This window comes from Pontibacter sp. LHS1 (genome assembly GCF_058932855.1).
Genome location: NZ_JBZYWF010000004.1, coordinates 20141 through 46847, shown reverse-complemented (window position 1 = coordinate 46847; position 26707 = coordinate 20141). Strand labels below are relative to the sequence as shown.

Genomic DNA, 26707 nt, shown 5'->3' with positions numbered 1-26707 from the left:
AAGATATCATGGAAAATAATACAGCGATAAAAACTATCAACATTGGCACACGCGGCAGCAAGCTGGCTCTCTGGCAGGCAAACGCTGTGGCTGATAAATTACAGGCAGCTGGCCTCGATACCGAGATCGTGATCATCAGCACCAAAGGTGACCAGATACTCGACCGCTCCCTCGACAAGATCGGCTCAAAGGGCGTGTTCACAGAAGAGCTGGAGGTAGGCCTGCGCGACGGCAGCATCGACATTGCCGTGCACAGCGCCAAAGATGTGCAATCATCTATACCTGAGGACCTGGAGCTGGTGGCCTTTATGGAGCGCGAGCAGGTAAACGATGTGATTCTGTCGTTCAACCCGGATTTCAAACTGGAGCGTGACAGCAAAGCGGTAATTGGTACCTCATCGACTCGCCGAAAGGCTTTGCTCAGAAAGTATTACCCGAACGTGACCACTGCCGAGTCGCGCGGCAACCTGCAGACCCGCCTGCAGAAGCTGAAAGACGGGCAGTTTGACGCGCTCATGCTGGCCTATGCCGGTGTATTCCGCATGGGCTACGACGACCTGATCGTGCATACCTTCCCGGAAGACGAGTTTATACCTGCCGCCGGGCAGGGCAGCGTGGCCGTGGAGTGCGCCCGTAACCTCGATCCGGAGCTGAAGCAGCAACTGAAGGACGCGCTTGACCATGCAGAAACTCATGTTTGCCTGGTGGCAGAACGCGCTTTCCTGCGCACCATGGAGGGTGGTTGCAGCATACCTTCTTTCGCACTGGCTACTTTAACCGCTGAAGGCAAAGTGAGTATTCAGGGAGGACTAGTAAGTCTGGATGGACAGCAGCATCTGTATGAAAAGTTTGAAGGTGCTAAAGAGGAAGCTGAGTCGCTGGGTGTGAAGCTGGCTGAGACTATTCTTAACCGTGGCGGAGATAAAATCCTGAAAGATATCAGATCCGAAAGAGGAGAGTAATCTGGAAGATTAACCTCGATCTGGATAAATAAAAACGGGCCGCTTGCTTTATGCAGGCGGCCCGTTTCTGTTGTGGGTACAAGTTATACCTGTTATCTATACCTATGCCTCAGCTTCAGCCTTCAAATGTGCCGCTTCAACCGCCTCCGGCGTGAATGGCTGTTTTTTACTGGAGCGTGCATAGGCTAAAAAAGCCTGCATCTCGTTTTTCACGACTGGGGCCAGGATGAACAAGCCCACCAGGTTCGGGATACTCATCGCAAACAGCATCGCATCAGAGAAGGCGACTACGCTGTTCAGTTGAATCGGTGCACCTAATACTACAAAGGCGCAGAACAATACTTTAAAGGAAATGTCAGCCGACTTGGTGTGGCCAAACAGATATGTCCAGGACTTAAGACCATAGTAGGACCACGTAATCATGGTAGAGAAAGCAAACAGGATAACAGCCGCCGCAAGTATAAGCGGGAACCAGTCGATTACGGTGGCGAAAGCCGAAGAGGTAAGCGCTATGCCATCCCCTGTGTCTTGGGTATAGGCACCTGTCACAACTATTACGAGGGCCGTCATGGTGCAGACAACTACTGTGTCAATGAAAGGCTCCAGTGAAGCGACAAAGCCTTCGGTTACAGGCATGTTAGTTTTCACGGCGGAGTGCGCAATGGAGGCGGAACCTATACCTGCTTCGTTCGAGAAAATACCGCGGCGCAGACCTTGAATCATGACTCCAACCACACCGCCGCCAATGGCAGTCGTGCTGAAGGCACCTTCAAAAATAGCTACAAAAGCTGCCGGAATTAAAGTAAAGTTGACCAACAGCACGATGATGGCGGCCAGAATGTAAACCCCGCACATCAGCGGAACCACTTTCTCGGTTACCCGGGCGATGCTCTTCATACCGCCCAAAATTACCAAACCTACCAGCACGGCCATAATTAAACCGAACATCCAGGCATTGCCGCCTCCAAAGAAGGATGCCTCTGCACCGCCTGTTACGGATATAAACTGCTGCGTTGCCTGGTTGATCTGGAACATATTGCCTGCTCCCAAGGCCCCCCCTATGCACATCACTGCAAAAAAAGCCGCCAGGAACTTTCCAAGGCCCTTCATGCCGCGCTCCTGCAATCCTTTTTTCAAGTAGTGCATCGGTCCGCCCGAAACAGTACCGTCGGCATGCACATCGCGGTACTTCACACCCAGCGTACACGAAACAAACTTAGTGGACATACCGAAAAGGCCTGCCATGATCATCCAAAAGGTAGCGCCAGGTCCGCCGAGCGAGATAGCGATGGCCACACCCGCAATGTTTCCCAAACCTACTGTGCCTGACACGGCTGCTGTCAGCGCCTGAAAGTGCGATACTTCACCGGGCGCACCAGGCTGATTATACTTGCCGCGAACGATGTCCAGTGCATACTTAAAGCCTCTGATGTTGACAAAGCCAAGGTATACGGTAAAGAAAAGTGCGCCTGCCAGCAACCACACCAGTATGAGCGGTATACCTGCGCCAGCCACCTGCACCTCGTAGAAGATGATGTCAGAAATGAACTGCGCAGTAGGAGCTACGGCTGCTTCAATCTTTTCGTCGATAGTGGTGGAGGGTGCCTGTGCCTGCACACTGCCTGAAGCAGCGAAGCCAATACCTGTTATAAGTAGTACTTTTTTCATTAAATAAGGGTAGGTAAGTTTAGTCAGCATGCATGAATATAACTTTATTTGACGGAAGTAGGAAATTAACATTTAAATTGCTTCCGCAGGTACAGTATAAAGTTCTAAAAGTGCAAGCCATACCTTGTATACGAACGGGCCTTCTTCACATAATGCTGTAGCTGTGAATTTTATTCTGAAATAGAAGTATTCGTATGGGTGGCAGAAAAAGAGGCCAAAGCGTGAAAAGGTGCCAAAAAGGCTTAAATTTGAAATCCAGACCTAATTTTAGACTAAAAACTCATACCACGAACATGAATCTGCTTAGAAAGATCGCTACTTTCATGATACTGCTGGCCTTGTTGCCTGTTGCCGTGCTGGCTCAGAAAGCACCAAAAGGAAAAGACCAGCTGGTAACTATCGCTACCCCGCATGGCGAAATGAAACTGCTGCTTTACGACGACACGCCCCTGCACAAAGAAAACTTCCTGAAACTGGCCCGTGATGGCTACTACGACGGCACTACTTTTCACCGTGTAATCGATGGCTTTATGATACAGGGTGGCGACCCAAATACTAGGGACGATGACCCGCGCAACGACGGCATGGGTAACCCGGGCTACACAATTCCTGCTGAAATCAAGCCGAAGTACAAGCATGTGCGGGGCGCTCTGGCCGCTGCCCGCATGGGTGACCAGGTAAATCCCAAAAAAGAGTCAAGCGGTTCGCAGTTCTACATCGTGGAGAACCACCAGGGTACGCCGCAGTTGGATGAAGCCTATACCGTGTTCGGGCAGGTAATCGACGGGTTGGATGTAATCGATAAAATAGCTGAGCAGGCTGTAGACGGCCGTAACCGCCCGCTTTCGGATGTGAAAATGACAGTGAAAGTAGAGGATGTGAAAAAGAAGAAGATCACCCGCAAATACAACTATACCTATCCGCAGGCGGAGTAACATTTGTCGTAAAGGCAGCTACTTCCCTGCTATCGCAAAAGAGAATTTTATAGGAAAGACTCAAGCCAGGAGCCTGATTTCTTTTAACAGGAGAAGATTCTTTAACCTGTTAGAAAGTGATTATGGCCTTCCTGATTTACTGCCGGATGTGAGATGATGCAGCGGGAAACCTGGCTTGGAGCGACTTAACCCCATATCAAAACCAAAAACATGAAGAAAATACTTATAACAGGCTCCAACGGCCTGCTGGGTCAGAAACTGGTTACCCTGCTACTTCCCCGCACCGATGTAGAACTGCTGGCGACAAGCCGTGGCGAGAACAAACTGGCTGAGATTTTTCCGACGTTGGCTTTTGCCTCGATGGATGTGACCAACCGCGAAGAGGTTGAAAAAGTAGTAGCCGAGTTTAAGCCAACGCACCTGGTCCATACCGCCGCCATGACGAACGTGGACCAGTGCGAGTCTGACCAGGAGGGGGCTCTTAGGCTCAACCGCGACGCGGTAGCCTATGTGGTGGAAGCCTGCGAAAAGCACAACGTGCACCTGATCCACCTCTCCACGGATTTTATTTTTGATGGCGAAGACGGTCCTTATGATGAGGAAGCTGAGGGTAATCCGATCAGCTTCTATGGCGAGACCAAACTGATGGCCGAGGAGATCGTCAAGCAGGCCAGGTGCAAGTGGGCGATCCTCCGCACGGTGCTGGTATATGGCGTGGTGCACGACTACGGCCGCACTAACATTGTGCTGTGGGTGCGCGACAGCCTGCGGGCCGGTAAAGTGATCAAGGTGGTGACTGACCAGTTCCGTACCCCAACGCTGGCTGAGGACCTGGCCATGGGTTGCTGGCTGGCCGTACAGCACGATGCTGAGGGCATCTACAATATCTCGGGCAAAGAAATGTACACGCCATACGACATGGCGATGCTCGTGGCTGACTATTTTGAGTTAGACAAGTCTTTGATCGATAAGGCCGATGCCAACACCTTCTCACAAACTGCCAAACGCCCGCCGCGCACCGGTTTTATCATCACCAAGGCTGAGAGAGAGCTGGCCTATAAGCCGCATACTTTTGAGGAGGGTATCGCCATGGTAGCCGAACAGGCTGATATGTATTAAAAATATTGAATTTAATATGGTTCAATCAGAACCATTGTTTAAATTGTAAGCTTTAAATCCCTATTATCCGTGCCTTTACACTAAACCAACTAATCTAAACTAACCAACTTTTACCCTTTTTATGAGTGCTAACAAAGAATCATGGGGCTCCCGGGTGGGTCTCATTCTGGCCATGGCCGGCAACGCGGTGGGTCTGGGAAACTTCCTCCGTTTCCCGGTGCAGGCGGTGCAGAACGGTGGTGGAGCCTTCATTATACCCTACCTGGTCTGCTTCCTGGTGATGGGTATTCCGCTCCTCTGGATTGAATGGTCAATGGGCCGCTTCGGCGGAAAGTTCGGTCACCACTCCACACCGTTTATTGTGGACACCATGCACCGCAACCGCCTCTGGAAGTACATCGGGGTATTTGGTATCTGGACTAACATCGCGGTAGCCTCATATTACTGTTACCTGGAGTCATGGACGCTTTCGTATGTGTTCCATTCCATCGGCGGTACCTTCGCCGGGCTTGATCAGAACGGGGTATCTGCTTTCTTCAACGAGTATGTGAGCCTGGGGGAGTCTACCTTCGGAATACCTTACGAGCCGATTGTTTTCTTTGTGATCTGTTTGCTGCTTAACACCTGGATTCTTTCTCAAGGCCTTGCTAAAGGTGTGGAGCGTGTTGCCAAGATCGGTATGCCGTTGCTGATTCTGTTCGGTATATTCCTGGCATACAAAGGCTTTACGATCACAGCAGGCGAAAACGGTGCAATCAACGACAGCTCTGTTGGTCTCAACTTTCTTTGGACACCGAACTTTGACCAACTGTGGTCACCTAGCGTATGGCTGGCTGCTGCCGGTCAGATCTTCTTCACCCTGTCAGTGGGTATGGGTACTGTGCATTGTTACGCTTCCTATGTGCGCTCTAAAGATGATATTGCCCTCAACGCCATGTCAGCCGGCTGGATGAACGAGTTTGTGGAAGTAGTGCTGGGTGCCGCTATCCTCATTCCAATCTCGATCGGTTATCTGGGTGTGGATGGTGTGACCGAACTGGTAAACAGCCAGGGTGGTCTGGGTCTTGGTTTCCGTACCTTGCCATACCTGTTCTACCAGTGGGGCGACGTACTGGGTGCTGTTGCCGGTGTGATGTGGTTTGGCCTCCTGTTCTTCGCCGGTATTACATCATCACTGGCCATGGGTACGCCTTGGATCGGCTTCCTGCAGGACGAGTTCAACTGGAGACGCAAGCCTGCGGCCTGGTCTTTCGGTTTGATCGTACTGCTGCTGGGTATGCCTACGGTGCTGTTCTTCAAGTATGGCGTGTTCGACGAGTATGACTACTGGGCGGGCACTGTTTCGCTGGTAGTGTTTGCCTTGTTTGAATCTATTCTTTTTGCGTGGGTGTTTGGTATGAACAAAGGCTGGCGTGAGATCACCTCGGGCGCCGACATTGAGGTACCGAACTTCTACAAGTACATCATCAAGTTTGTGACGCCGCTGCTCTTGCTTTGGGTGTTTGTAGGCTCTCTCATTACGCCAAAAGGTGGAGACTGGGTGGGAGCACTATCTAATGGATGGGAACTCGACGACAGCTCGATCATCAATAAGATCAAGAACACGAGCCTGAAGCGCCAGCTTGCCGAGGCAACAGATCCGGAAGTGATACAGCAGCTGCAGGATACGCTGTTCTTTGTGAATGCTTCGCGTACATTGTTAGTAGCTGTATTCCTAAGCATTGCACTGCTGGTATACATTGCTTACAAAAAAAGAGTTAGAGAAGGAAGAATTTAGGAAACTATGAATACATCTGCACTTGTTGTCATGCTCAGTACCATTATTTTGGTAACTAGCTTAATGTTATACTTCTTTTACCGGGTGCTGAGTGCACCTCCGAAACCGGAGCCGGATTCTTATCTCGACAACGACGACGAGATAGAGCGGCAGGCTCCGCGGGCATAAAATAGAAATGAGAAAACTCAAGTACTGGATTCGGCGCAACTTTGGCTTCTCGCAAGGTGAGGTAAACGGGTTTCTGGTACTGCTAGGGGCAATGGTGCTGCTGACGGCAGCACCATTGCTATTTAAATGGGTTACAAAACCTGATGCCGCCGCTGTTGAGAGCAGCCCAGCTGACAAACAGTTGCTCGACAGCCTGGTGGCACAACTGGAGGCCAGGCAGCCGGAGAAGGCGGGCAGGAGAGAGGTATACCAGGTGCCGGTGGCGCTACAACCCTTCAACCCTAACCACCTGACGGAAGCGCAGTGGCAGGAGTTGGGCATACCCAAATATATGGCGCAGCGCATCCTCAATTACCGGAACAAAGTCGGCGATTTCACTTACAAGGCACAACTCGGCACCATTTATGGATTGCCTGATTCCGTTTTTCAGCAGCTATACCCTTACATCCAACTTCCCGAAACCAAACCTGACAGGTATAGCCGCAACCAAGGTATAGCCTCCAACTCAGGGACGGCTCCCAATCCGAACTGGGCTAATAGTCCACGTCCACGGGAGCGGTTTATATTGGCACCTTTCAACATCAACTCTGCCGATACCACGGCGTTGAAACAGATCAGAGGCATCGGCAGCAAACTGTCGGCAAGGATCGTGAAGTACAGAGATGGTTTGGGCGGTTTCCACAGCATGGCGCAGGTACAGGAAGTCTTCGGACTGCCACTGGCTGTGGTGGACAGCCTGCAGAAGTATACCTTCGTGCCGAAGTCCAATTCGTTGCAGCAGCTGTCACTCAACCAGGCCAATGCAGAGCAGTTGAGAGCACATCCTTACATCAGCTCCAATGTAGCGCGGGCCATTGTGGCTTACCGGGAGCAGCATGGTAACTTCAGGCAGGTGGAGGATATCCGGCAGATTAAGATTGTGACGCAGGAGCTGTTTGAGAAGATCAGTCCATACCTGGAGTTGTAGGCTATACATGCCTAAGACTGTGCGAAAACCACGAAATGCATAGTGTGAAATTTGCAGAGGGTATTGTCTTTCTCAATGCAGATATATACTATATTTGCCAACAGCAAAAGCATTTGAAAAACAAACAACAGCCCACCTTGCAGTCCTCTGCCGGCGACCATTTTACTTTATGAAACATCTTTTACTTTCTCTTCTGTTGCTGCTTGCAGCGCAGTACAGCTATGCTCAAACCGACACACTTTTCACGACTAGCGCAACCATACCTTGCATAGTAAAAGAAATAACTCCTGAGACGGTGAAGTATTCCCATGTAGGAGAGGAGTTGATCAATTCAGTGTACAGGAATGCTGTGCAGAAAATAGTGTTCCACAATGGACGTGTGCAGGCATTCACGGAAGCGGCCGCATTCAAAAAAGTAAGCAGTAGAAATGACTTTGACAACGTGACTGTAACACAGCTCGAAGGAGATGTGAAGGGATTGTTTAAAATAGGAGAAATCAGCTCGGCGGCCCAGGGTGCAACGCTATTCTCTGATATGGGGGCAGTAAAGGACCGCGCATTCCGCAAAATCAAGATTGTTGCAGCAATGATGGGAGCGAATGTCATATACCTGACGCAGCACCATACCGTGGCAAACAGTTTTAACATTCATAACCACAGCACCAGCTCAACTGCCGGGACATTTCTTTCAGGAGCAGTATATACAACACAATTACTAAACGTTGAAGAGTTCAAAGCAAGAGTAGCTGGCAAGACAGAATTCAATGTGATAGAAAAAGCAAGCTTCAAGAGCGGCTCAAACGACATGACGGTATATCCTTCCAAGTATAAATTCAAACTACGGGAGGTGAAGAGTGAGAATGGCGTGATAGTGTTGGATGGTGACCTGCAAGGAGCGAGCAGGTATAACAAGTTCAGAATAGCGTCTTTTGACGAAAACTTCTTCTACATTTTCTATGAAGAAAAAGGCGTGTCCTATAACGTAAAGCTTGCGATATAGACTATGCGTGAAGCCGTGCCGGTTAATTTACCTGTAGCTAGCTGACAGGCCCAAAATCAAGCTTTACTGCTGTGTTGCACTGATCAGCCGCTCCGCCTTTTCCAGTGCCTGGCGTTCGCTCTTGAAAGAGAGTAACTCTTTTGCCGCTTGCAGGTCTACCCAGCGGGCTTCATTCACCTCCCAATCGTGCTGGCCGATGTCGCCTGACTGGTAAGCGAGCAGGTAGAAAAGCACACACTTGTGAAAGCGAACCCGCTGCCCAGCCTTGTTGCCCACATACCAGTACTCAATCGTATCGATCTTCTCAACCAGCGTGGCTGTCACGCCAGTTTCCTCCTGCACTTCACGTACGGCAGTCGTTTCAGGAGTCTCGCCGGGGTCTACTATACCTTTGGGTAGCTGCCAACGGGCAGGTTTGCCAACCGAGATCAGAGCCACCTCTATACCTGAAGGCCCACGTTGAAACACCACGCCACCGGAAGATACCTGCTCTAGCGTGGGCAGGCCAGATTTGGCGTGTTCCTCTTTTTTTGAAGCGTCAGACATTACTTTGATCTATCCAATTAATGATCACTGACCAGCCACAGGCTCGGCCGGAGGGGCTGGCATCTTCTTCTGCTGTTCGTTCAGCCAAAGCAGGCCGGGGTTATAGGCCATGTCGTGCACACCTTCAAACAGCGTTAACCTGACATTGGCTGACTCCCGCACGAACACAATTTTGGGGTCTTTCGCTCCGAAATATTTGTCGCGGGTAGTAGCGCCTTCCATTCCTTCGGGCAGGGCCTGCTCTTCCAGGATGTAGTCAATTTCCTTTTGGGAGATGGTATCGGCAGGATTGGCCAGTATATTAAAGGCCCTGATGGAGTGGTCAGGTGGCACGAGAACATCGACTGTGCCATGCGCCAGGAAGATCGGGACCTCTTTGGCATTGTGGATGTAGGTGCTTGGGCTACGGCGCTTGCATTCTTCGGCGGCAGGCGTGCCAGGTATAGGCTCCCCGCCACAGGCTGTTACTACGTGTCGGTTGTAGTCACGGTGCGGGTAGTTCTGGCTGAAAGCATACCAATCCACCAGGTCGAACACAGGGACCCAGGCCACTACACCGGCCCATATCTCAGGATGCCGCCCTGCTGCCACCAAGGCTGTCATGGCACCACCGGAAGACCCCAGTATGTAGATACGCGACTCGTCAATTTCAGCGTTTGCTTTGGCATAATTCACGGCATCCACCAGGTCCTGTATCGCTAGGTCGGATGCCATGGCTTCCGGTTTATCAAACTTGCCCCGGTAGTTGGGGTGTATAAAGGCCCAATCGTACTCTTTGGACCAAAGCGCAAAGGGAATGCTCACTTCCTGCAGGTATTCGCTGCTCCAGCTGTGCAGCATCACCAGCAAGGGGCGGGGTCCAGTGGTTTCGGAGGTATAGAACAGCGCTGGCTGCTCATTGCCATCGATTGTAGACTTGATCTTGATTTCCTGTATTTCAGGTACTTGCTCTTTCCACTTTTGAATACTCTCGTCGGCAAACTTGGAAGGGTATTGTTTGGAGGTGGTGTACTCATCCATACGAGCCACTTCCTTCTCCATCCGCTCTTTGCGGCAGGCAGACAGCAGCGTGAGGATCAGCCCGAGGAACAGGAGCAGATTAATGGGTTTTTTCATAGTAAATGTCAGTGCAAATCGGATGCAAGCTACAGCTTGTGCGTGATACTACAACTGCTGTTCAGGTGAAAATGTTATAAGGAAAGCAGATCACAAAAGCACAAAATAGCTTTACAGGAATTTTTATTCCATACGGGTAAATATGCACTATAGGTTAAGCGGCAGGGCTTACCTATTGGGTTTATGCAGTTTACAGGTTAAGAGCCGTCTTGGCTACGACTCGGGTGAAGATTGGTCCCTTTGCGTGGCATCAGGAAGGCGTAGAAAATGAAGCTGACGAGCAGGAACTCCTGTATCTCCCAACTTTTCCCATCCCTTATAAGCAGCAGGCTGAGAAAGGCCAGCGTATATAGCAGCGTTTGCAAAGGGCTCGGCAATGGGAGCCGGATCTTGTCCGCCAGCTGCCTGAACCACTGCCAGCGCCGGTATAGCAGCGGGAAACCCAGAAATTAAAAGAACACCCCTGCATACAGCATCTTGCCAAATACAAGCTTGTTCAGGTTCACGCCATATAGATGGATGTTGTGGAAGGTGAGCTCACTTTGCGGATTGATCTTCTCCAGCTCATCAGGAACCTCAAAGCCCAGCAGGCGCTGCCCCCAGGATATCTCTTCGCCAAAACCGAAGAAAAACACGGCAGCCGCGGCATAATAAAAAGCCATGGCCCATCTGCCGTCCATCCTGGGTGCCTCATAAAAGCAGTAAAGTGAAGTGGCAAGCAGAAAAAGTGACGTGGAATACTCGATATAGCCGTCTTCGGTGGTATAGTTGTAGAAGAGGCTTTTATCCTGAAAATAAAACACAATGCCAAGTAAAACATGAACCAGTGTGAAGGTATAGAGAAATGGAGTAAGCAAGGCTGTTGCACTGATGGCAGTAGGTTTCATGCTTACTTCAGAAGAAGGAAGCGCATAGAGCGATCTGAATTTTCTGATCGGATTCATTAGTAAGAGAACTGTGCAGTCATTTTAACCTTATATGTGCTGTATCCATTTAATAAACAGGGTCTTATAAATTATTTTACGGACTCGCTGCCGGAATGATGACGATCTTATCGCTTCCAAGTCCACTAAATTCATGTTAACTTGCCGTAATGCTGCCGACTTGCCGTATAGCTACAGACTATTCTGCAAATCCATCCGTTTTCGGAGCAATACACTTTATGAAATCCATTCTCAAAAGCTACCGCCATCGTCTGCTTAATCTGAGCGCCGGCAACAGAGCCCTGTTGCTGCTGCGGCTTTCGCGTGAGCTGCACCTCGATGTAAATGAGCTGGATTTTATCAACAACAAACCCGCTTTCCATGTGCTGGAGAAGGTGATCAGTGGCAAAACCGCTGTGCTGGCTCCCTTTGCCGACAGTCGCTATGCCCCCGTGACGCCAGTGAGCCAGCGACTGCGCTATATCCGTCGCAAAGCCGACCTGATACTGGAGGAGCGCGGTAGCCGGGAGCTATACCTGGGCTGGCCTTTTGTGCATGGCAAGTTCGCCGATGGCACCACCGTGCGCTGCCCGCTGCTGTTCTTTCCGGTGCAGCTGCAGGTAAATGGCAAGCAGGAGTGGGAGCTTATACCTGATCCGTCGCAGCCGGCGCAGTTCAACCAGAGTTTTGTGCTGGCCTACGCGCACTACATGGGCACACCGCTGGCCGAACCCTTGCTTGAGCTCGACCTGGGCACACTGCCCACGCACCCGCTGGAGTTTCGCACGCAGGTATACGAACTGCTGAAAGAGAACCAGCTGTCGGTGCACGCAGGCCGTGAGTTTTTTACGGATAAACTCAAGCCATTCCACGATTTCCGCAAAGCTGATTATGAAGCCGACCTGAAACCCGGCCAGCTATACCTGGAGCAGGAAGCTGTGCTGGGCCTGTATCCGCAAGCTGCCTCTTACTTGCTAAGCGACTACGATGAGCTGCTGCAGCGTGAGGGGCTGCAGGAGATGGAAGAACTGTTCGCGGCACCCGATGCAGGTATAAGCCAGGCAGCCACACAGGCGCAGCATACCTTTACCGCTTTTGCCATGGATGCTTCGCAGGAGGCCGCCTTGCAGCAGGTGAAGCAGGGGCGCTCGCTGGTGGTGCAGGGGCCTCCGGGCACAGGCAAGTCGCAGCTTATCTGTAACCTGGTGTCGGACTTTACGGCCCGGGGCAAACGGGTGCTGGTGGTGAGCCAGAAACGTGCCGCCCTCGACGTGGTGCACCAGCGCCTGTCATCAGCGGGGCTCGGTCCTTTTGCCGCCCTGGTGCACGACATCAACGCCGACCGCAAAAACATCTACCAGCAACTGCTGCTGCAAATAGACCAACTGGAGGAATACAAGAAACAGAACCACGCCCTCAACAGCATTTACACCGACCGCACTTTCCTGGAAGTGAGCCGCGCCATCAACCAGTGCCTGCAAAAGCTGGAGGCTTTCCGTACTGCCCTGTTCGACAGCAGTCGTTGCGGCTGGTCGCCCAAAGAGCTATACCTGCGCTGCAGCCTGCAGCAGCCCCACGTGCGGCTCCCGGAGGTGTTCAGGCAGTTTACAGCGGATACTATCAATGATTTTCTGCCTCGTCTGCGTGCTTGTTTGCAGCAGGGTATTGTGCTGGAGCAGCCTGGCTTCATCTGGAAAGAGCGCCACAGCATGCAGGGCTTTGGCTGGCCGCAGCGGCAGGAACTGGAGCGCACCATTGAGGCGCTGCCTGAGCAGTACCGCGCCTTGCAGCAAGGGATAAGCCAACTCAGCGGTTCGGACTTCGAACTCAGCAGCCTGGAGCGCTACCGCACCGCCTACGATACCCTGGACGAACTGCAGCACATGCTCGAGCAGGAAGGGGTGCCCGAAGTACTGCAACCGCTACTGCGCAAGCAGGCCAAAGCTTCGGAACTGAAAAAACTGGTGCGACAGCTCAAAGGGCTATACCTGGTGTGCCCCACTCCGGACGCAGCCATACCTGTCGAGCAACTGACGCTGGTGAAGTCGGCCATCGCAGCCTATGAGGCGCAGCAGAAAGATTTCCTGAAAGGTATAGGCTGGTTTTTCTCGCAGGATAAAAAAGTGCTGCAGCAGGCATTGGGCAAATACAAGCTTGAACTGACACCCAGGGGAGTAGGCGAACTGCAGCGGCGCATCGAACTACGGGAGCAGGCACAGGAGCTGATCAAAGCCATTAACAAGAGCATTGGTTATACCTTACGACTGGAAGATAACCCAACACCGATGCTGCAAAAGCTGGAGGTAGCAGAGCAGGCCCTGGAGGCGCACCAACTGCTCAAGCAGCTGCATCGGGAGCGTGTGCTGCACGAAAAGATGTGGCTGGAGACGAACTTGTCAGGGCACTTGCAGGCCCTGGCGCAGGCACTGCAAGTGTTTGAGCAGCGCTATGGCCAGTGGGAGCAGTGGCTGCCTAGAACCCAGATAGAAAAGCTGACAGAACAGGAAGGCTACAGCAAGCTGATGTTGGAAAACCTGCAACAGTACTTTGAGCAAATGGTGGCCTACGACGAACTGAACAGCACACTGACTGTAGCCGAACGGGAGGTATGCCGCCAGGTGCTGCACGAAGGTATAGCCACCGCACAAGCCGGAGAAGTGCTGTTCCTGAACAGTCTGTACCTGGCATGGCTGCACGAGCTCGAAAGCCAGAGCCCCGAACTGCGCATGCCCGACAGCGGCGAGCTAGACCGCATAGAACAAGAACTGCAGAGCCTTCTGCAGCAAAAGCAGGACCTGAGTCAGGAAATCGTACTGTCGCGGCTGCGAGAGCAGACTTACCGGCAAATGGAGTACAACCGCTTGGGCAATGCTGTGACCTACCGCCGCCTGCATGCACAGGTCAGCAAAAAGCGCAGCCTGTACCCAATCCGCAAACTGTTCGAACTGTTCAGCGAAGAGATCCTGAACCTGGCACCCTGCTGGCTGGCATCGCCCGAAACGGTATCGGCGGTGTTCCCGCTGGAGCGCTGCTTCGATCTGGTGATCTTTGATGAGGCTAGCCAGTGCTTTGCTGAGACAGGTATACCGGCCATGCTGCGCGGGCAACAGGTGGTAGTGGCCGGCGACGAGCAGCAGCTGCGGCCATCAGACCTGTACCGCTCACGCTGGGGCGGCAACGGTGACGAAGAACCAGAAGAGCTGACGGCGGAGTCGCTTTTGCAGCTTTGTGGGCTATACCTGCCGCAGACCATGCTCACACAGCATTACCGCAGCCGTTTCCCGGAGCTGATCGATTTTTCGAACCGCAACTTCTATCGCAACCGCCTGGAGCTTATACCTGAATTGCAGGATGTGAATGCCCGCCAGCCTGCTATTCAGTTCGTGAAAGTACAGGGCCTATGGCAGCAAAACAGCAATCTGCCAGAGGCTGAAAAAGTGGTAGAGCAGGTGCTTCAGCTGTTGCAGAGTGGTGTACAGGATATAGGTGTGATCACCTTCAACTACAACCAGCAGATGCTGGTGCAGGACCTGCTGGAGCAAAAAACCCAATTGCAAGGTATAGCCTTGCCGCAAACCATAACGGTGAAAAACATCGAGAACATGCAGGGGGATGAGAAGGAGGTGGTAATCTTATCGGTAGGGTATGCGCCTGACGTAAAAGGCCGCATGGTGATGCAGTTTGGTAGCCTGAACCAGGCAGGCGGCGAAAACCGTCTGAATGTGGCGATCACCCGTGCCCGGCAGATGGTCATCGTGGTGAGCAGTATCCGGAGTGAGCAGTTGCTGGTAGACAACTCACAGCACGCGGGCCCTAAGCTGCTTCGCGATTACCTGCACTATGCCCAGCAAGTCAGTCGTCGCTATTTCAAGTACGAGCCGCAGGTACTACCTATGCCGGCGCAGGTGCCGATGCTAAAAGAGCAACTGGTCCAACTGGTGCCTGCTTTGCAAGCCGCTGTGCCTTTTGCTGACCTGACCATAGTGGAGGAAGGCACCTATAGCAGCGTCGTACTGACCGATGATGACCTATACTTCAACAACCTCTCGGTTCGCCATGCCCACGCTGATATTCCCAGGCTACTACAGCAAAGGCAGTGGCCTTTCCAAAGAATCTACAGCCGACAGTTCTGGGCCAACAAAGATGCGCTGGTGAGAAAGTTAAAGGGATTGGGAGTTAGAGAGTTGGGGAGTTGAGGAGTTTGAGAGTTAGAAAGTTATCATGTAGCGACGTTACACCGTAACGTCGTGTTGGGATGGCATAGCGACCTGCCCATACGTGCGCTGGCAACAATCAACAATTAGCTATCAATAATTAAATAATGCTCATCAAACTCTTCACCCTGTATGTTTACCTGCAAACGGCTTTGTGTGGCTGCGGAGCGGACAGGCGCAACAGCGACTTTGAACGACTGCGGAAAGATTACAAGGTGAAGGTGCAGCGAATCGAGCGTTTAGATAGCCATATTAAAGAGAGTTCAGGACTTGCACATGCATCGGACAGCACCTTCTGGACGCACCCTGACAGTAGTTTTCCGGCTGAGTTATACCTGTTTAACCTAAAGGGGGAGCTGTTGCGAACCGTGCCATTGCCGCTGCCCAATCGGGACTGGGAGGAGCTGGCGCAGGACGGGAAGGGAAACTTGTATATAGGCGACTTTGGCAACAACGCCAATGCCCGCCGCGACCTGCGGGTGTTCAAGGTGCAGCAGGAGGGGATGACCGTGCAGGACACTACCTATTTCAACTTCGCTGATCAGCAGGAGTTTCCACCGCAAGCCAGGGAGCGCCACTTCGATCTGGAGGCCTTCTTTTACCGTACTAACAGTCTGCACCTTTTCACCAAGAGCCGCGCCCGCAAGGGTATCACCCGCCGCTATACCTTGCCCGCTTTAGGCGGTGCCTATACCTTGGAGCCGCAGGAAGAACTGCGTGTCAGTTCCGCGATCACTGCTGCTGACAGCGCCCCAAATGGAAAAGATTTTGCCTTGCTTGGGTATGGGCGGCTATACCTGTTTGAGCCCGAAGATGAGCAGGTACAATTTACAGGCAAGCGCTACTGCCTGCCGCTGGGCCGTACAGGCCAGGCCGAGGCTTTGCTATACCTGTCGCCCACAGAGCTGCTCATCAGCAACGAAAATGGAAAGCTATACCTGGTTAGCTTTGAGCCGAAGCGCTAACTTTCATCATCGCCTTTAACCTATCACCAGCATGATCGGTTTATAAGTAAAGCTGTATAATGACACGGTAGAAGGCCCTGGTACGTATAGCTAACATACCTCATAACAGATAAGACTATGCGACAAACGATATTGGTAACTGGCGCTACAGGTACGGTAGGGCGTGAAGTGATAAAACAACTGGCCATGCAGGATGTGAATGTGCGGGCGGGAGTACACTCTGTCATCAAAGGCGAAAACCTAAAGCGATTGCCAGGTGTGGAGATTGTGGAGATCGACTTCCGAGACCCCAACTCGCTGCACGCAGCTTTCACGCATATTGATGTGCTCGTGCTCATCACGCCACTTTCTGAAGACCAGCTGGAGATGGCTCGCAACTTGGTAGAAGAGGCCAGGAAACAGTATGTAAAACATATCGTGAAACTTTCAGCACTGGGTGCCGGAGCTGAGCCAGGTATACAGCTCGGCCGCTGGCACCGTGAAATGGAAACATACGTAGAAGAGAGCGGCATCCCCTATACCATTCTTAGGCCAGCTGGCTTTATGCAAAACCTCGTGAACCACTGTGCTGACTCAATAAAACGTGATGGCAAATTTTACATGCCAGTAGGGGAGGGAAAGGTAAGCTACATCGATACCCGAGATATAGCGGCAGTAGTTGTGGAGGTGCTGCTGTCTAAAGAACACCTGGGAAAGATATATGAGCTAACCGGACCAGAGGCACTTTCACATCATGAAATGGCTACGTTGCTGGGCGAGGCAACAGGCAAGCATGTAGACTTTGTGGATGTGCCCGAAGAGGCAGCCCGTGAAGCCATGAAGTCGCATCGTAAACCTGCGCCAATTGCCGATGCTTTAATGGAACTATACGCAGCGTACAAGGCCGGTAAATCAGCTAAGGTAAGCAATACAGTTCAGGAAATCACAGGTCGCTCCCCTCATAGTTTCCGGCAATTTGCACAGGATTATCAGGAGTGCTTTTGACTGGCCGGGTATAAGATAGTCTGCCAATTCCAGCATATAAAAGAACTGTAGAGCGATAAAAAGAGAGCGCCTTCCCTGAGTCAGGGAAGGCGCTCTTGCTTTAGCTTATTGCTGGTTAGTCCAGATCACGGTAACGGTCGCTTCTTCTTGTTTCGAAGCCGCTGCTGTCGTCGCCGTAGCTGGAACGTCCGCGCTGTGAGTAATCCTGGTCACCCATGCCGCTGCGATAGTTTTCGCGGGAAGATGAGCCCTGGTTATCGCTGTAGTATGACGTGCCGCTGTCCATAGAACCATAACGGCTCTGGTCGCCGCCGCGTCCGCCCTGGCCATAGCCACCTTCACGGTAGCCACTCTGGCCATAGCCACTCATGCCGCCACCTCTGGAAGAGGCGCCGCCCATAGAACCACCGCCCATGGAGCCACTGCCACCAGACGAGCCGCCGTAGCCGCCGCTCATACCTGAGCCCATGCCGCCGCTGGAGCCGTAGCCGCCTTGCGAAGAAGAACCGTAGCCGCCCTGCGAGCCGCTGCGTCCGCTCATAGAACCGTAACCGCCCTGCGAAGATGAGCCGCCGTAGTCGGCACCTTGTGAACCGTAGCGGGAAGAGCCGTAGCCACCCTGTGAACCAGAGTTGTCATCATAAGAACGGCTGCCTCTATTGCGGTCCTGAGATGAACGATACTCGTCATTATAAGAGCCGCCACGGGATCCGTAGCCACCTTGTGAGCCATAACCACCCTGCATCGAGCTCTGGGAGTCATATCCTCTCTGCGAACCATAGTCATCTCTGTCATACTCGCTCATACCTCTGGAAGAGCCATAGCCCATAGAACCATAACGGTCGCGATCGCCGTAGCCACCACCGCTCATGCCGCCGCCTCTGGAAGAGCCGCCGCCCATAGAACCACCGCCCATGGAGCCACTGCCACCAGACGAGCCGCCGTAGCCGCCGCTCATACCTGAGCCCATGCCGCCACTGGAGCCGTAGCCACCTTGCGAGCTGCCGTAACCACCCTGAGAGCCGCCGCGGCTGCTCATAGAACCGTAGTCTCCTTGAGATGACGAGCTGTAGCCGCTGGAATCGCCATAGCCGCGCTGCATGTCACTACCCCCGGAGGAACCACCGTAGCCACCTTGAGAGCCTCGCTGACCATAGTCACCCTGACCGTAACCTTGCTGGTAACTGCCTTGGCTACCATAGCCGCCGTGCATATTTGTTCTGGATGATCCGGAGCCTGTCATGCTGGAGCCATAGCCTTCCTGGCCACTCATGCTACCACCATAGCCGCTCTGAGACGAGCCGCCGTAGCCACTCTGAGAAGGTCCTTGGTTGCTGCTGGTGTAGCCGCCGCCTCGGTTACTGAAATTGCCACTCTGGCCGCTTTCATAACTGCCGTAGTTACCCTGCGATGAGTTACCCTGTGTGCCGAATGCACCAGAAGAGCCTCCGGAGATCATACCTCCCTGTCTGTCGCCTTCTCTATCCTGATAGCCTCCCTGAAGCCCACCGCGTGTCGTGCCGTAGTCCTGGTCCTGGTAGCGTGTGCGGTTGCCTTCCATACCACCCTGGTTGCCATAGTTAAAACCACCTTGTGAGCCCCAGTCAGACTGAGAGGAAGAACCGTAACCGCCCTGGGATGAAGAGCCGCCGTAGCCACCGCTCATGCCGCCGCCAGAGCCACCCCGGTTCATAGAACCATAGCCACTGCTGTCGCCGTAGCCGCGCTGCATGCCACCGCCTTGCTGTGATGAGCCGTAGTCACCCTGATAGCCGTAGCCACTCTGGCCGCCATAGCCGCCACTGTTCTGCGAGCCATAGCCATAGCCACCTTGTGAGCCGTAGCCCTGCTGGTCGCCAGAGTTCTGGCCTCCTCCCTGCTGCGAACCATAACCTCCCATGCCGCCTTGCTGGCCACCCATGTTGCCGGAGCCTTGGTTGCTTTGCTGCGAACCACTCAGGCTGCCATAGTTCTGGTCGCTGCTACCCATAGATGAGCTACCGCCCATTGATGAACTGCTGCTACCTGAGTCGCTGCTCTTGCCGCTTTTAGAAGTAGAAGATTTAGCTGTTTTGGAATCGGAAGACTTGGCAGAAGTCTTGGAGCCTGATTTAGCTTTGGTGCCTGATGATGTCTTGCTTTCAGAAGAAGCCGACTTGCTGCTGCTGCTCTTGGAAGTAGGATTAGAGCCTGAAGAGGATGATGCGCTTGTGCCGGAGTTTCCCTGGCCGGAGCTCCCTTGGTTTGATGAACCCATATTGGAGCCGCTTTGGCTGGAGCTGCCCGATGACATGCCACTGGACATGCTTCCAGACTGGCTGGATGATTGGTTTTTTTCGTTTTCTTTCATAGTTCTGATCTCCTCAGTTTATAGTTATAGATTAATTGGAATGGTAAAGACCCATTAGCACGTCTCATTGCCACAGCCCAACAACAGGTGCCGGGAAAGTGGCAAATCGCTTGTTCAGTTTGCAGCAAAAAAATGGTAATTATACCTTTTTACTTAGTGTAACTGAACGTTTTAGCTATACGAACCTCGTGTGGGAGGGTTATTGGGCAGGATAGCATGGAGTACCCGAAAAGACTTGCCGGATGCACATGCACTAATGGGGCATAAGGGACCGGGAAGATCAGCTATGTTTCTGATTCAGATCGGCTTATTATATTTTTCTGAATTTGGTTATTTATAAGAACTTATTTTTTACCTTTGCTTCCATTATTAACAATTATTTATCATGCAAACAGGTAAAGTAAAATTCTACAACGTATCGAAAGGCTTCGGATTCATCATTGCTGACGATACAAACCAAGACATCTTCGTTCACCAGACTGGTCTTGTTCACGAAATCCGTGAGAACGACCGTGTTTCTTTCGAAGTGAAAGATGGCAAAAAAGGATTGAATGCAATTAACGTAGAGCGTATCTAAGTTAAAGATCATATAGCCCTTTAGGCAGGGCATTCATCTATTTTGACCCGCTCAGTTTACTGAGCGGGTTTTTTATTTTATCCCGTTTTCAGCTTCTTTTTCTTCGCTGCGCTCCTCACCTTTTTCCAGGCCTTCCTGTATCAGTTCGTTTGCCTCTTCATGGTCTTCGGCATCTGCTTTAGGAGGCTGCTGTTCCTCCTCATGCTTCGGCTCATAGTTTAGCGTGATCAGAATGGGGAAGTGATCGGAACCGAACTTTGGCAGGCGCTCCATATGCACAAGCCGGAACGAAGGATCATAAAAGACATGGTCCAGGGGGTAGCGGAATAGTGGTATGTAAGCATTGTACGTGTTATAAAAACCACGGCCAACCCGGGGATCCAGCATGCCACTGATCTGCTTGAACAGCTTGGTGGTGCTTGACCAGGCCACATCGTTCAGATCACCGGCTACAATAGAAGGGCGCGGTGATTTCTTGACAGCCTTGGCGGCAATCAGGAGTTCTGCTTCCCGGGTCTCGGTGTTCTGCATAAGCCGCGGCGGCTGAGGATGCACCGTGTACAAGTCGAACTTCAGACCGCTTGGCAGCTCCACTACTGTATAAAAAGAAGGGATGTCGTCTTCCACCATAAAGCGGATCTCACTATCCAGCAGCTTGAACTTGCTGTAGAGCAGCATGCCGTAGGTATTCTCCAGCGGCTTTTTGATCGCATAAGGGAATCGCTTGTCCAACTCAGGCTGAAGGTGTTCATGCCAGGCATGGTTAGGTTCGTTGATCAGCACAATATCAGGGTCGGTACGCAGTACGAGCTGTAAGAACTGCTCATACTTTTTATTGGTCATGCGCACATTCGAAATCATCAGACTGATAGCGTTGGCGGGCTTCTGCACTTCCGTGCGCAGGGCTTCTCTGGAAGCAAGTGGCGTAAAGTAGTAGACAAAGCGCATTTCGTTGACAATAGCCAGGGCCCAAAGCACGAGCATAGCAATCTCACCGGTGCTACCTGTCACACCATACAGTGCGATGTAGGCCACAAGTACACCTGTCAGCAGTATGGCCACGTGAAAGCGCGGAAAATCCAGCACTCTGATCCACCACAAGGGGGACTTAATGAGCGGCAGAAATGAAAATAGCGTCAGAACAAATCCGGCTATTTGGAGGGTGAGCTTCATATGGGTGCAAGCAAATAGGTATGGTACAGTAAGATATACTGCATACTTTCAACAGTAATTTTTTGTTGTAAGTACCTTCGGTTTCTTACCAGGGTCTAAAGTATTCGCTATAAAGTATAGGAAGCTCAGCGGTACAAAAGAAAAAGGGCCGAAGCTATACACTAGCCCCGGCCCTTTTTACAGGAACTGTACCTGTTTCTAATTGGCAACTTCTTCTACACGCACGCCCACTGCCAGAATGTTAGGTAGCGGGTCACGGCGCATGTATTGCGTCAACTGCAGGCGGTAAGTGCCCGCCTGCGGGAAGGCAACCTCCTTTAGCGCAACTGACTGCATGTCGTAAATGTCGCTTGAACCTTTTCCTTCAGGTTTGCCTGTTTTGGCATCCATCAGATGCAGTTCGTGCAGCGCTGCCGATACCTCACTGCTATCAGGGGCCGTCAGGCGGTGCTGCAGGTATAGGTTATAGTAGTCATAGGCCAGTGAGTAGCGCACATTGAAGTACACGTTATACCTTTTGGTCGTGTCGTCAATGGCAAACTCAAAAACCGGCGCATTGTCCACTGTCCAGTTCTTATCAGGCAGTTCTATGTTCTGCTCATATACCCGCGAGGGGTCGCAAGCCGTCAGTAGTAAGGTGCCTGCTACTGCCAGCATTAGCATCATGTTACGCATCAGGCGAAGGTGTTTTTGGTTGGTTTGGTTTTGGACCACGGTTCGGTCTGCGTGACTTCTGACGTTTGGGCTGCTGTGATGCACCATCGCCCTGAGGCGGCTGTCCATCCGGTCTGCCTTCGCCTCGCGGTTGTCTAGGCTCTCCACCCTCCCGTGCAGGTCTGGGCTCACGCGGCTGCTTTTCGTCTCCTCTCGGCTGTCTTTCCTCCCTGTTTTCACGTCCTTCGCGATTGCCACGGTTGCGTGGCGGGCGCTGCTTTTTAGGTCGCTGCCCCTGCTCGGCTGGCTGTGCTTCGGTGGCTCCTGTTTGAGGAACTATAGTAGCTTTAGCCTGTTGATCAACTGCCTTGGCCTCACGTGGGCCTCTGTCACGGCCACGGCCTTCCCGCTGACCTCTGCCTTCCCGCTGCCCTTTGTCCTCACGCGGAGCTCGCTGCTCTTTGGGTTCGCGTGCTTCACCTTGATTACGTGGCTGGCTTTGTTTGGCCTCTGCACCTTCAGCGGCAGGTTTTTTCTTCTTTTTCTTCTTTTTCTTATTCTTAAACTTGTCGTCGAGTCGCTCGAGACTACCCTCTACCTGGGCCACAAACTCATTCTGCTTCGGCTCATTTACGGGCTCTTCTACCAGCATTTCAGGCACTATACCCTGGCTGTTCATCTTCAGGATTTCCTGCACTCGCTCCACCGGCACCGGGTACCAGTTGTTGTCGCCTCTGTAGCCAAACCACATCATCTTTTTGAAGATATCGGTTTTCTGCAACATGGCATCCCCCTGCTTGGTCTGCAACGGACGCGACACGGTAGGTATATCCTTAAGCGCCTCCATATAAGTTTCCAGCTCGTAGTTGAGGCAGCACTTCAGGCGCCCGCACTGGCCAGAAAGCTTGCTTGGGTTGAGCGAAAGGTTCTGGTAACGGGCCGCCGTGGTAGACACGCTCTTGAAATCAGTGAGCCAGGTTGAGCAGCACAGTTCGCGTCCGCATGAGCCTATACCTCCCAGGCGTCCCGCCTCGTGGCGAAGACTGATCTGGCGCATCTCGATGCGTACCTTAAACTCCTCCGCCAGCTTCTTGATCAGGTCACGGAAGTCAACGCGGTCGTCGGCAGAGTAGTAAAACGTCGCCTTGGAACGATCGGCCTGGTACTCCACATCCGAAAGCTTCATTTTGAGGCCCGTCTGCTGGATAATCTCACGGGAGCGATACATGGTGGCAGCTTCCTGCTCCTGCACTTCGCGCAGTTTCTCCAGATCGCGCTCATTGGCGATGCGGTAGATGGTGCGGATCTCCTCGTTGTTATCCACTTTCTTTTTGAGCATCTGCAGGCGCACGAGTTCGCCTTTCAGCGACACAGTACCTATGTGGTGCCCATTTGGCACGTCTACTACCACCGGGTCACCGGTTGTCAGGTCGAGTCTGTTTATGTTGCGGAAGAAATCTTTCCGTCCTCCCTTGAATCTTATTTCTACGATGTCGAACTCCTCAAACGCGGTTGGTATCTCCATATCGCTGAGCCAGTCGAACACATTTAAACGGTTGCAGCCACCAGTGCTACAGCCGCCGTTGCTTTTGCAGCCACCCGGTTTTTCGCTGGTGCCGCATCCGCCACTAGAACATGAACTACATCCCACTATTTATATCTCCTATATAGCCGTGAGGCTTCTTGTTTTCTTATTGTCTGAATTAACAAATATACTAATTTTTTGAGCTTATGCTCAATTAGCGGCAATTGTACCTGCGGAATGAAACAGTACAGAGCACAAATTAGTGCTTTTACCGCGAAATTTTAATCTGTAGTTGCCTATTTCTGAAAATGCGAATACGCATAGCGGCTGTGTACATTTTATACCCTAATTTTAGGGAATGCTACGCAAACTCCTGTCACACGCTGCTATCTACGGCCTGTCTGCCCAACTGCCCCGATTGGCAGGCGTGCTGGCCCTACCGCTGATCACGCAGTACCTGACACCTACCGATTATGGCGTGGCGGGGGTGATAACAGCTTACTACAGTGCCCTTCTGGTGTTAATGTCACTGGGGTTTACCGTGGTCATGGATAATAGTTTTGCACGGCACCCCACTCGATTTCAATGGATCTGGCGCCAGCTCTATGGTTTTCTGACATACTGGTCACTCTTGTATGGGTTGCTGTGTATGGGGATAATCTATTTGGTGGTGCCTGCCGATGCGCAGGATAACCGGTTGCTGATCACCCTGCTTACCGGAGCACCCATGCTCTTTTTTGTTATCACAGATTTGTTTGGAGGCATGTATTGCCTGCACTCGCAGCGTCCGCTGCCAATTGCGCTGCGCTCTTTCCTGATGGGAGGAGTGAACGTTATCCTGACTATTTACTTTATTGCAGGCCTCAAAATGGGGTACATGGGCTGGTTTTATGCCAGTTTGCTGTCTTCTGTAGTTGGTTTTGTGGTGAGTGTTTATGTTATCGCGAAGCAAAGCCTTTGGCCTATCTTCAACTTTAAGTGGTACCGCATCAGGCACAGTCTCAAAATTTCGCTGCCGGCAGTGCCGCATGGCTTTTCTTTTTTTATGCTCGACACATCTGATCGCTTGGTGCTGGATGTGTTAAACGTACCTGTCGGTCGGATCGGTCTTTACAATGTAGCCTCAAATTTCGGCATCTATTTCTCGTCGGCCAGTTTTGCAGTGGTACAGGCAGCAACACCCCTGTACATGAAGCTCTATGCGCAGACTAAAAGCATGGAGGCTGCGCTGCAGGCCCGTTACATCACCTATACCTTGCAGTTAATCTTTTTCGCAGCCACATTTGTCGGGAGCCTTTGGATGAAAGAGTTCTTTAGTTTCCTAATCCGCAACGAAGAACTGCAACATGCTTATCCTTTGGCTATCGTGATTCTGATGGGGTATAACTTCCGCCCGATGTATATGGCCGCGATTAATCTGCTTACTTTCCACGAAAAAACGACCAAACTCTGGCGCATTTCCACAGTGGCAGGTATAGGCAACATCGTACTCAACCTGATCCTGGTGCCGCTGTACGGATTTCAGATGGCAGCCTACACGACCTTTGCAGCACTGATGTACATGGGTTACTCAGGGTATTACCTGAAAGCATACAGGCAACTGGCCTTAGTGAAGTTTTACCCGATCTGGTGGCTGGTGGCTACCGTTGTGCTGCTGGTGTTGGCCTATCAACTCCGTGAAGCAGATCTGATTGTGAAGGCTATTGTTTCATCTGTAGTTGTAGTGGCAGGTATAGCGGCGGCTTTCAGGTATAGGAAGCTGGCTCAGGTATAGGCCGCAAGAAAAAACAGGAAGCCAGCCTTGCGCTAACTTCCTGTTCCTGCATTTATTCTGGTCCCTGTTACGGCTTCAGCACCACCTTCACGCAGTTGTCTTCTTTTTTGTTGAAGATGTCGTACATGCGGGAGGCTTCTGCCAGTGGAACGGTATGTGTAATGATATCGTCGAGCACTACTTTGCCATCCTGTACCATCGAGATGAGCTGGTCTATGTAACGGTGCACCCAGGCCTGACCGCCACGTAGGGTAAGTCCCTTGTCGAACCACTTGTAGAGCGGAAAATTATTGTAAGGTGATCCATATACCCCTACAACGGATACCACGCCGCCACGTCGCACAGAATCCATGCATCTTTCGAGTACCTTCATTGTGCCTTTTTCCATTTGCACCACGTTCAGCGCTTTCTCGAGTGCATTTCGATCTGCCTCCATACCTACGGCATCCACGCACACATCGGCACCATAGCCACCTGTCATATCGCGGATCACCGCCACGGCGTCTACCTCAGAGGCATTGATTACTTCAGCATTGGCTGATTTGCGGGCCATTTCGAGGCGGTAGGGCTGTATGTCGATGCCTATTACCCGCTTGGCTCCGTTTAGCCAGGCTGATTTCATGGCCATGATGCCCACGGGGCCACAGCCCCAAACGGCTACAGTCTCACCACCTTTCAGCTGTGCCCAGTCAATGGCAGCCCAGCCGGTCGGGAAGATGTCGGTGAGGAAAAGCGCCTGTTCATCGGTCAGGTTGTCTGCTATTTTGCGTGGGCCGTAGTCGGCGTAAGGCACCCGCACGTACTCAGCTTGTCCGCCGTTGTAGCCGCCATAGATGTCGGTATACCCGAATATGCCTGCACCTGCGCCTTTGCCCATCACGATCTCGCCCTCCGGACCGTAGTGGTCGGGGTTGGAGTTTTCGCAGTGAGTAGGCAACTGCATGTTGCAGAAGTGGCAGGTGCCGCAAGAGATAGGGAAAGGCACCACCACCCGGTCTCCTTTCTTGAGGTTTTTCACGCCCGAGCCTACTTCTTCTACAATGCCCATAAACTCGTGACCCATCACCATGTCGCGGGCTTGCGGGATCATCCCGTTGTAGATGTGCAGGTCGGAGCCGCATATGGCTGTGGATGTTACACGAAGGATACAGTCACGGGCATCTTCAATCCGCGGATCGTCGATGGTCTCTACCTGTATGTCCTTCATTTTGTGGAATACTGCTGCTTTCATAGTTTATTTAGTAAATGTGTTATAAGTGTTAAGTAGCCGTTTGTACTTTACAGTACTCAAGTTTAACGGTTAGCTGTTG

The 26707-nt window shown here is 52.0% G+C and carries 22 protein-coding genes; 12 read left to right on the top strand and 10 right to left on the bottom strand.

The annotated features are described in order from the left end of the window. Window positions 1-8 precede the first annotated feature (8 nt). Window positions 9-962, top strand: coding sequence for a hydroxymethylbilane synthase (hemC, locus tag AC5FXQ_RS09410; protein ID WP_493602217.1), 954 nt, complete (start codon window positions 9-11; stop codon window positions 960-962). Between the two features lie 102 nt (window positions 963-1064). On the opposite strand, the gene AC5FXQ_RS09405 is transcribed toward hemC, so the two are convergent. After that, window positions 1065-2630, bottom strand: a complete 1566-nt coding sequence (locus AC5FXQ_RS09405; protein WP_493602216.1) for an alanine/glycine:cation symporter family protein — start codon at window positions 2628-2630, stop codon at window positions 1065-1067. A 293-nt stretch (window positions 2631-2923) separates the two neighbouring features. Here AC5FXQ_RS09405 and AC5FXQ_RS09400 point away from each other — a divergent pair, with 293 nt between their 5' ends. The 6 genes from AC5FXQ_RS09400 to AC5FXQ_RS09375 all read left to right on the top strand — a co-directional run bounded on the left by AC5FXQ_RS09400 (window position 2924) and on the right by AC5FXQ_RS09375 (window position 8596). Beyond that, the gene (locus tag AC5FXQ_RS09400; RefSeq protein WP_493602215.1) at window positions 2924-3565 is read left to right on the top strand and encodes a peptidylprolyl isomerase; all 642 of its coding nucleotides are present in this window, start codon (window positions 2924-2926) and stop codon (window positions 3563-3565) included. A 210-nt stretch (window positions 3566-3775) separates the two neighbouring features. Next, window positions 3776-4684: an SDR family oxidoreductase gene (locus AC5FXQ_RS09395; RefSeq protein WP_493602214.1), complete on the top strand. Its 909-nt coding sequence runs from the start codon at window positions 3776-3778 to the stop codon at window positions 4682-4684. Between the two features lie 121 nt (window positions 4685-4805). Beyond that, window positions 4806-6461 carry a sodium-dependent transporter gene (locus AC5FXQ_RS09390; protein WP_493602213.1) on the top strand — a complete coding sequence of 552 codons (1656 nt, stop codon included), beginning with the start codon at window positions 4806-4808 and terminating at the stop codon, window positions 6459-6461. Window positions 6462-6467: 6 nt separating this feature from the next. Further along, window positions 6468-6629 (top strand): hypothetical protein, encoded by a 162-nt coding sequence (locus tag AC5FXQ_RS09385; RefSeq protein WP_493602212.1) that lies wholly within the window; start codon window positions 6468-6470, stop codon window positions 6627-6629. Window positions 6630-6636: 7 nt separating this feature from the next. Continuing rightward, the gene (locus tag AC5FXQ_RS09380) at window positions 6637-7596 is read left to right on the top strand and encodes a ComEA family DNA-binding protein (protein WP_493602211.1); all 960 of its coding nucleotides are present in this window, start codon (window positions 6637-6639) and stop codon (window positions 7594-7596) included. A 169-nt stretch (window positions 7597-7765) separates the two neighbouring features. Further along, a complete protein-coding gene (locus AC5FXQ_RS09375; RefSeq protein ID WP_493602210.1) occupies window positions 7766-8596 on the top strand; it encodes a hypothetical protein in 831 nt (276 codons plus the stop codon). 63 nt (window positions 8597-8659) lie between these two features. Here the strand turns inward: AC5FXQ_RS09375 and AC5FXQ_RS09370 are convergent, their stop codons facing one another. The 4 genes from AC5FXQ_RS09370 to AC5FXQ_RS09355 form a co-directional block, all read right to left on the bottom strand. After that, on the bottom strand, window positions 8660-9142 hold the full coding sequence (locus tag AC5FXQ_RS09370; protein WP_493602209.1) for an NUDIX hydrolase: 483 nt from the start codon (window positions 9140-9142) through the stop codon (window positions 8660-8662). Between the two features lie 24 nt (window positions 9143-9166). Beyond that, a complete protein-coding gene (locus AC5FXQ_RS09365; protein ID WP_493602208.1) occupies window positions 9167-10258 on the bottom strand; it encodes an alpha/beta hydrolase family protein in 1092 nt (363 codons plus the stop codon). A 197-nt stretch (window positions 10259-10455) separates the two neighbouring features. Next, window positions 10456-10623 carry a hypothetical protein gene (locus AC5FXQ_RS09360; protein WP_493602207.1) on the bottom strand — a complete coding sequence of 56 codons (168 nt, stop codon included), beginning with the start codon at window positions 10621-10623 and terminating at the stop codon, window positions 10456-10458. 84 nt (window positions 10624-10707) lie between these two features. Then, complete coding sequence (locus AC5FXQ_RS09355; RefSeq protein WP_493602206.1) at window positions 10708-11202, bottom strand: hypothetical protein; 495 nt, start codon at window positions 11200-11202, stop codon at window positions 10708-10710. Window positions 11203-11420: 218 nt separating this feature from the next. Between AC5FXQ_RS09355 and AC5FXQ_RS09350 the strand changes: the two genes are divergently transcribed. The 3 genes from AC5FXQ_RS09350 (at window position 11421) to AC5FXQ_RS09340 (ending at window position 17344) form a co-directional block, all read left to right on the top strand. Next, entirely contained in the window at window positions 11421-15377 is a 3957-nt protein-coding gene (locus tag AC5FXQ_RS09350) for a DEAD/DEAH box helicase (RefSeq protein ID WP_493602205.1), read from the top strand. 125 nt (window positions 15378-15502) lie between these two features. Beyond that, window positions 15503-16360 (top strand): hypothetical protein, encoded by an 858-nt coding sequence (locus tag AC5FXQ_RS09345; protein WP_493602204.1) that lies wholly within the window; start codon window positions 15503-15505, stop codon window positions 16358-16360. Window positions 16361-16477: 117 nt separating this feature from the next. Next, window positions 16478-17344 (top strand): SDR family oxidoreductase, encoded by an 867-nt coding sequence (locus AC5FXQ_RS09340; RefSeq protein WP_493602203.1) that lies wholly within the window; start codon window positions 16478-16480, stop codon window positions 17342-17344. Window positions 17345-17459: 115 nt separating this feature from the next. Here the strand turns inward: AC5FXQ_RS09340 and AC5FXQ_RS09335 are convergent, their stop codons facing one another. Beyond that, window positions 17460-19694, bottom strand: coding sequence for a hypothetical protein (locus AC5FXQ_RS09335; protein ID WP_493602202.1), 2235 nt, complete (start codon window positions 19692-19694; stop codon window positions 17460-17462). A gap of 385 nt (window positions 19695-20079) precedes the next feature. Between AC5FXQ_RS09335 and AC5FXQ_RS09330 the strand changes: the two genes are divergently transcribed. Then, complete coding sequence (locus AC5FXQ_RS09330; RefSeq protein WP_007654403.1) at window positions 20080-20271, top strand: cold-shock protein; 192 nt, start codon at window positions 20080-20082, stop codon at window positions 20269-20271. Window positions 20272-20343: 72 nt separating this feature from the next. On the opposite strand, the gene AC5FXQ_RS09325 is transcribed toward AC5FXQ_RS09330, so the two are convergent. The 3 genes from AC5FXQ_RS09325 to AC5FXQ_RS09315 all read right to left on the bottom strand — a co-directional run bounded on the left by AC5FXQ_RS09325 (window position 20344) and on the right by AC5FXQ_RS09315 (window position 23623). Beyond that, on the bottom strand, window positions 20344-21444 hold the full coding sequence (locus tag AC5FXQ_RS09325; RefSeq protein WP_493602201.1) for an endonuclease/exonuclease/phosphatase family protein: 1101 nt from the start codon (window positions 21442-21444) through the stop codon (window positions 20344-20346). A gap of 198 nt (window positions 21445-21642) precedes the next feature. Beyond that, window positions 21643-22119, bottom strand: a complete 477-nt coding sequence (locus AC5FXQ_RS09320) for a gliding motility lipoprotein GldH (RefSeq protein WP_493602200.1) — start codon at window positions 22117-22119, stop codon at window positions 21643-21645. Then, window positions 22112-23623, bottom strand: coding sequence for a PSP1 domain-containing protein (locus AC5FXQ_RS09315; protein WP_493602199.1), 1512 nt, complete (start codon window positions 23621-23623; stop codon window positions 22112-22114). Before AC5FXQ_RS09315 ends, AC5FXQ_RS09320 begins: the two co-directional genes overlap by 8 nt. A gap of 358 nt (window positions 23624-23981) precedes the next feature. On the opposite strand from AC5FXQ_RS09315, the gene AC5FXQ_RS09310 reads away from it, so the two are divergent. Next, window positions 23982-25397 carry a lipopolysaccharide biosynthesis protein gene (locus AC5FXQ_RS09310; protein ID WP_493602198.1) on the top strand — a complete coding sequence of 472 codons (1416 nt, stop codon included), beginning with the start codon at window positions 23982-23984 and terminating at the stop codon, window positions 25395-25397. 67 nt (window positions 25398-25464) lie between these two features. Here AC5FXQ_RS09310 and AC5FXQ_RS09305 read toward each other — a convergent pair whose 3' ends face one another. Beyond that, window positions 25465-26628: a zinc-dependent alcohol dehydrogenase gene (locus AC5FXQ_RS09305; RefSeq protein ID WP_493602197.1), complete on the bottom strand. Its 1164-nt coding sequence runs from the start codon at window positions 26626-26628 to the stop codon at window positions 25465-25467. Window positions 26629-26707 lie beyond the last annotated feature (79 nt).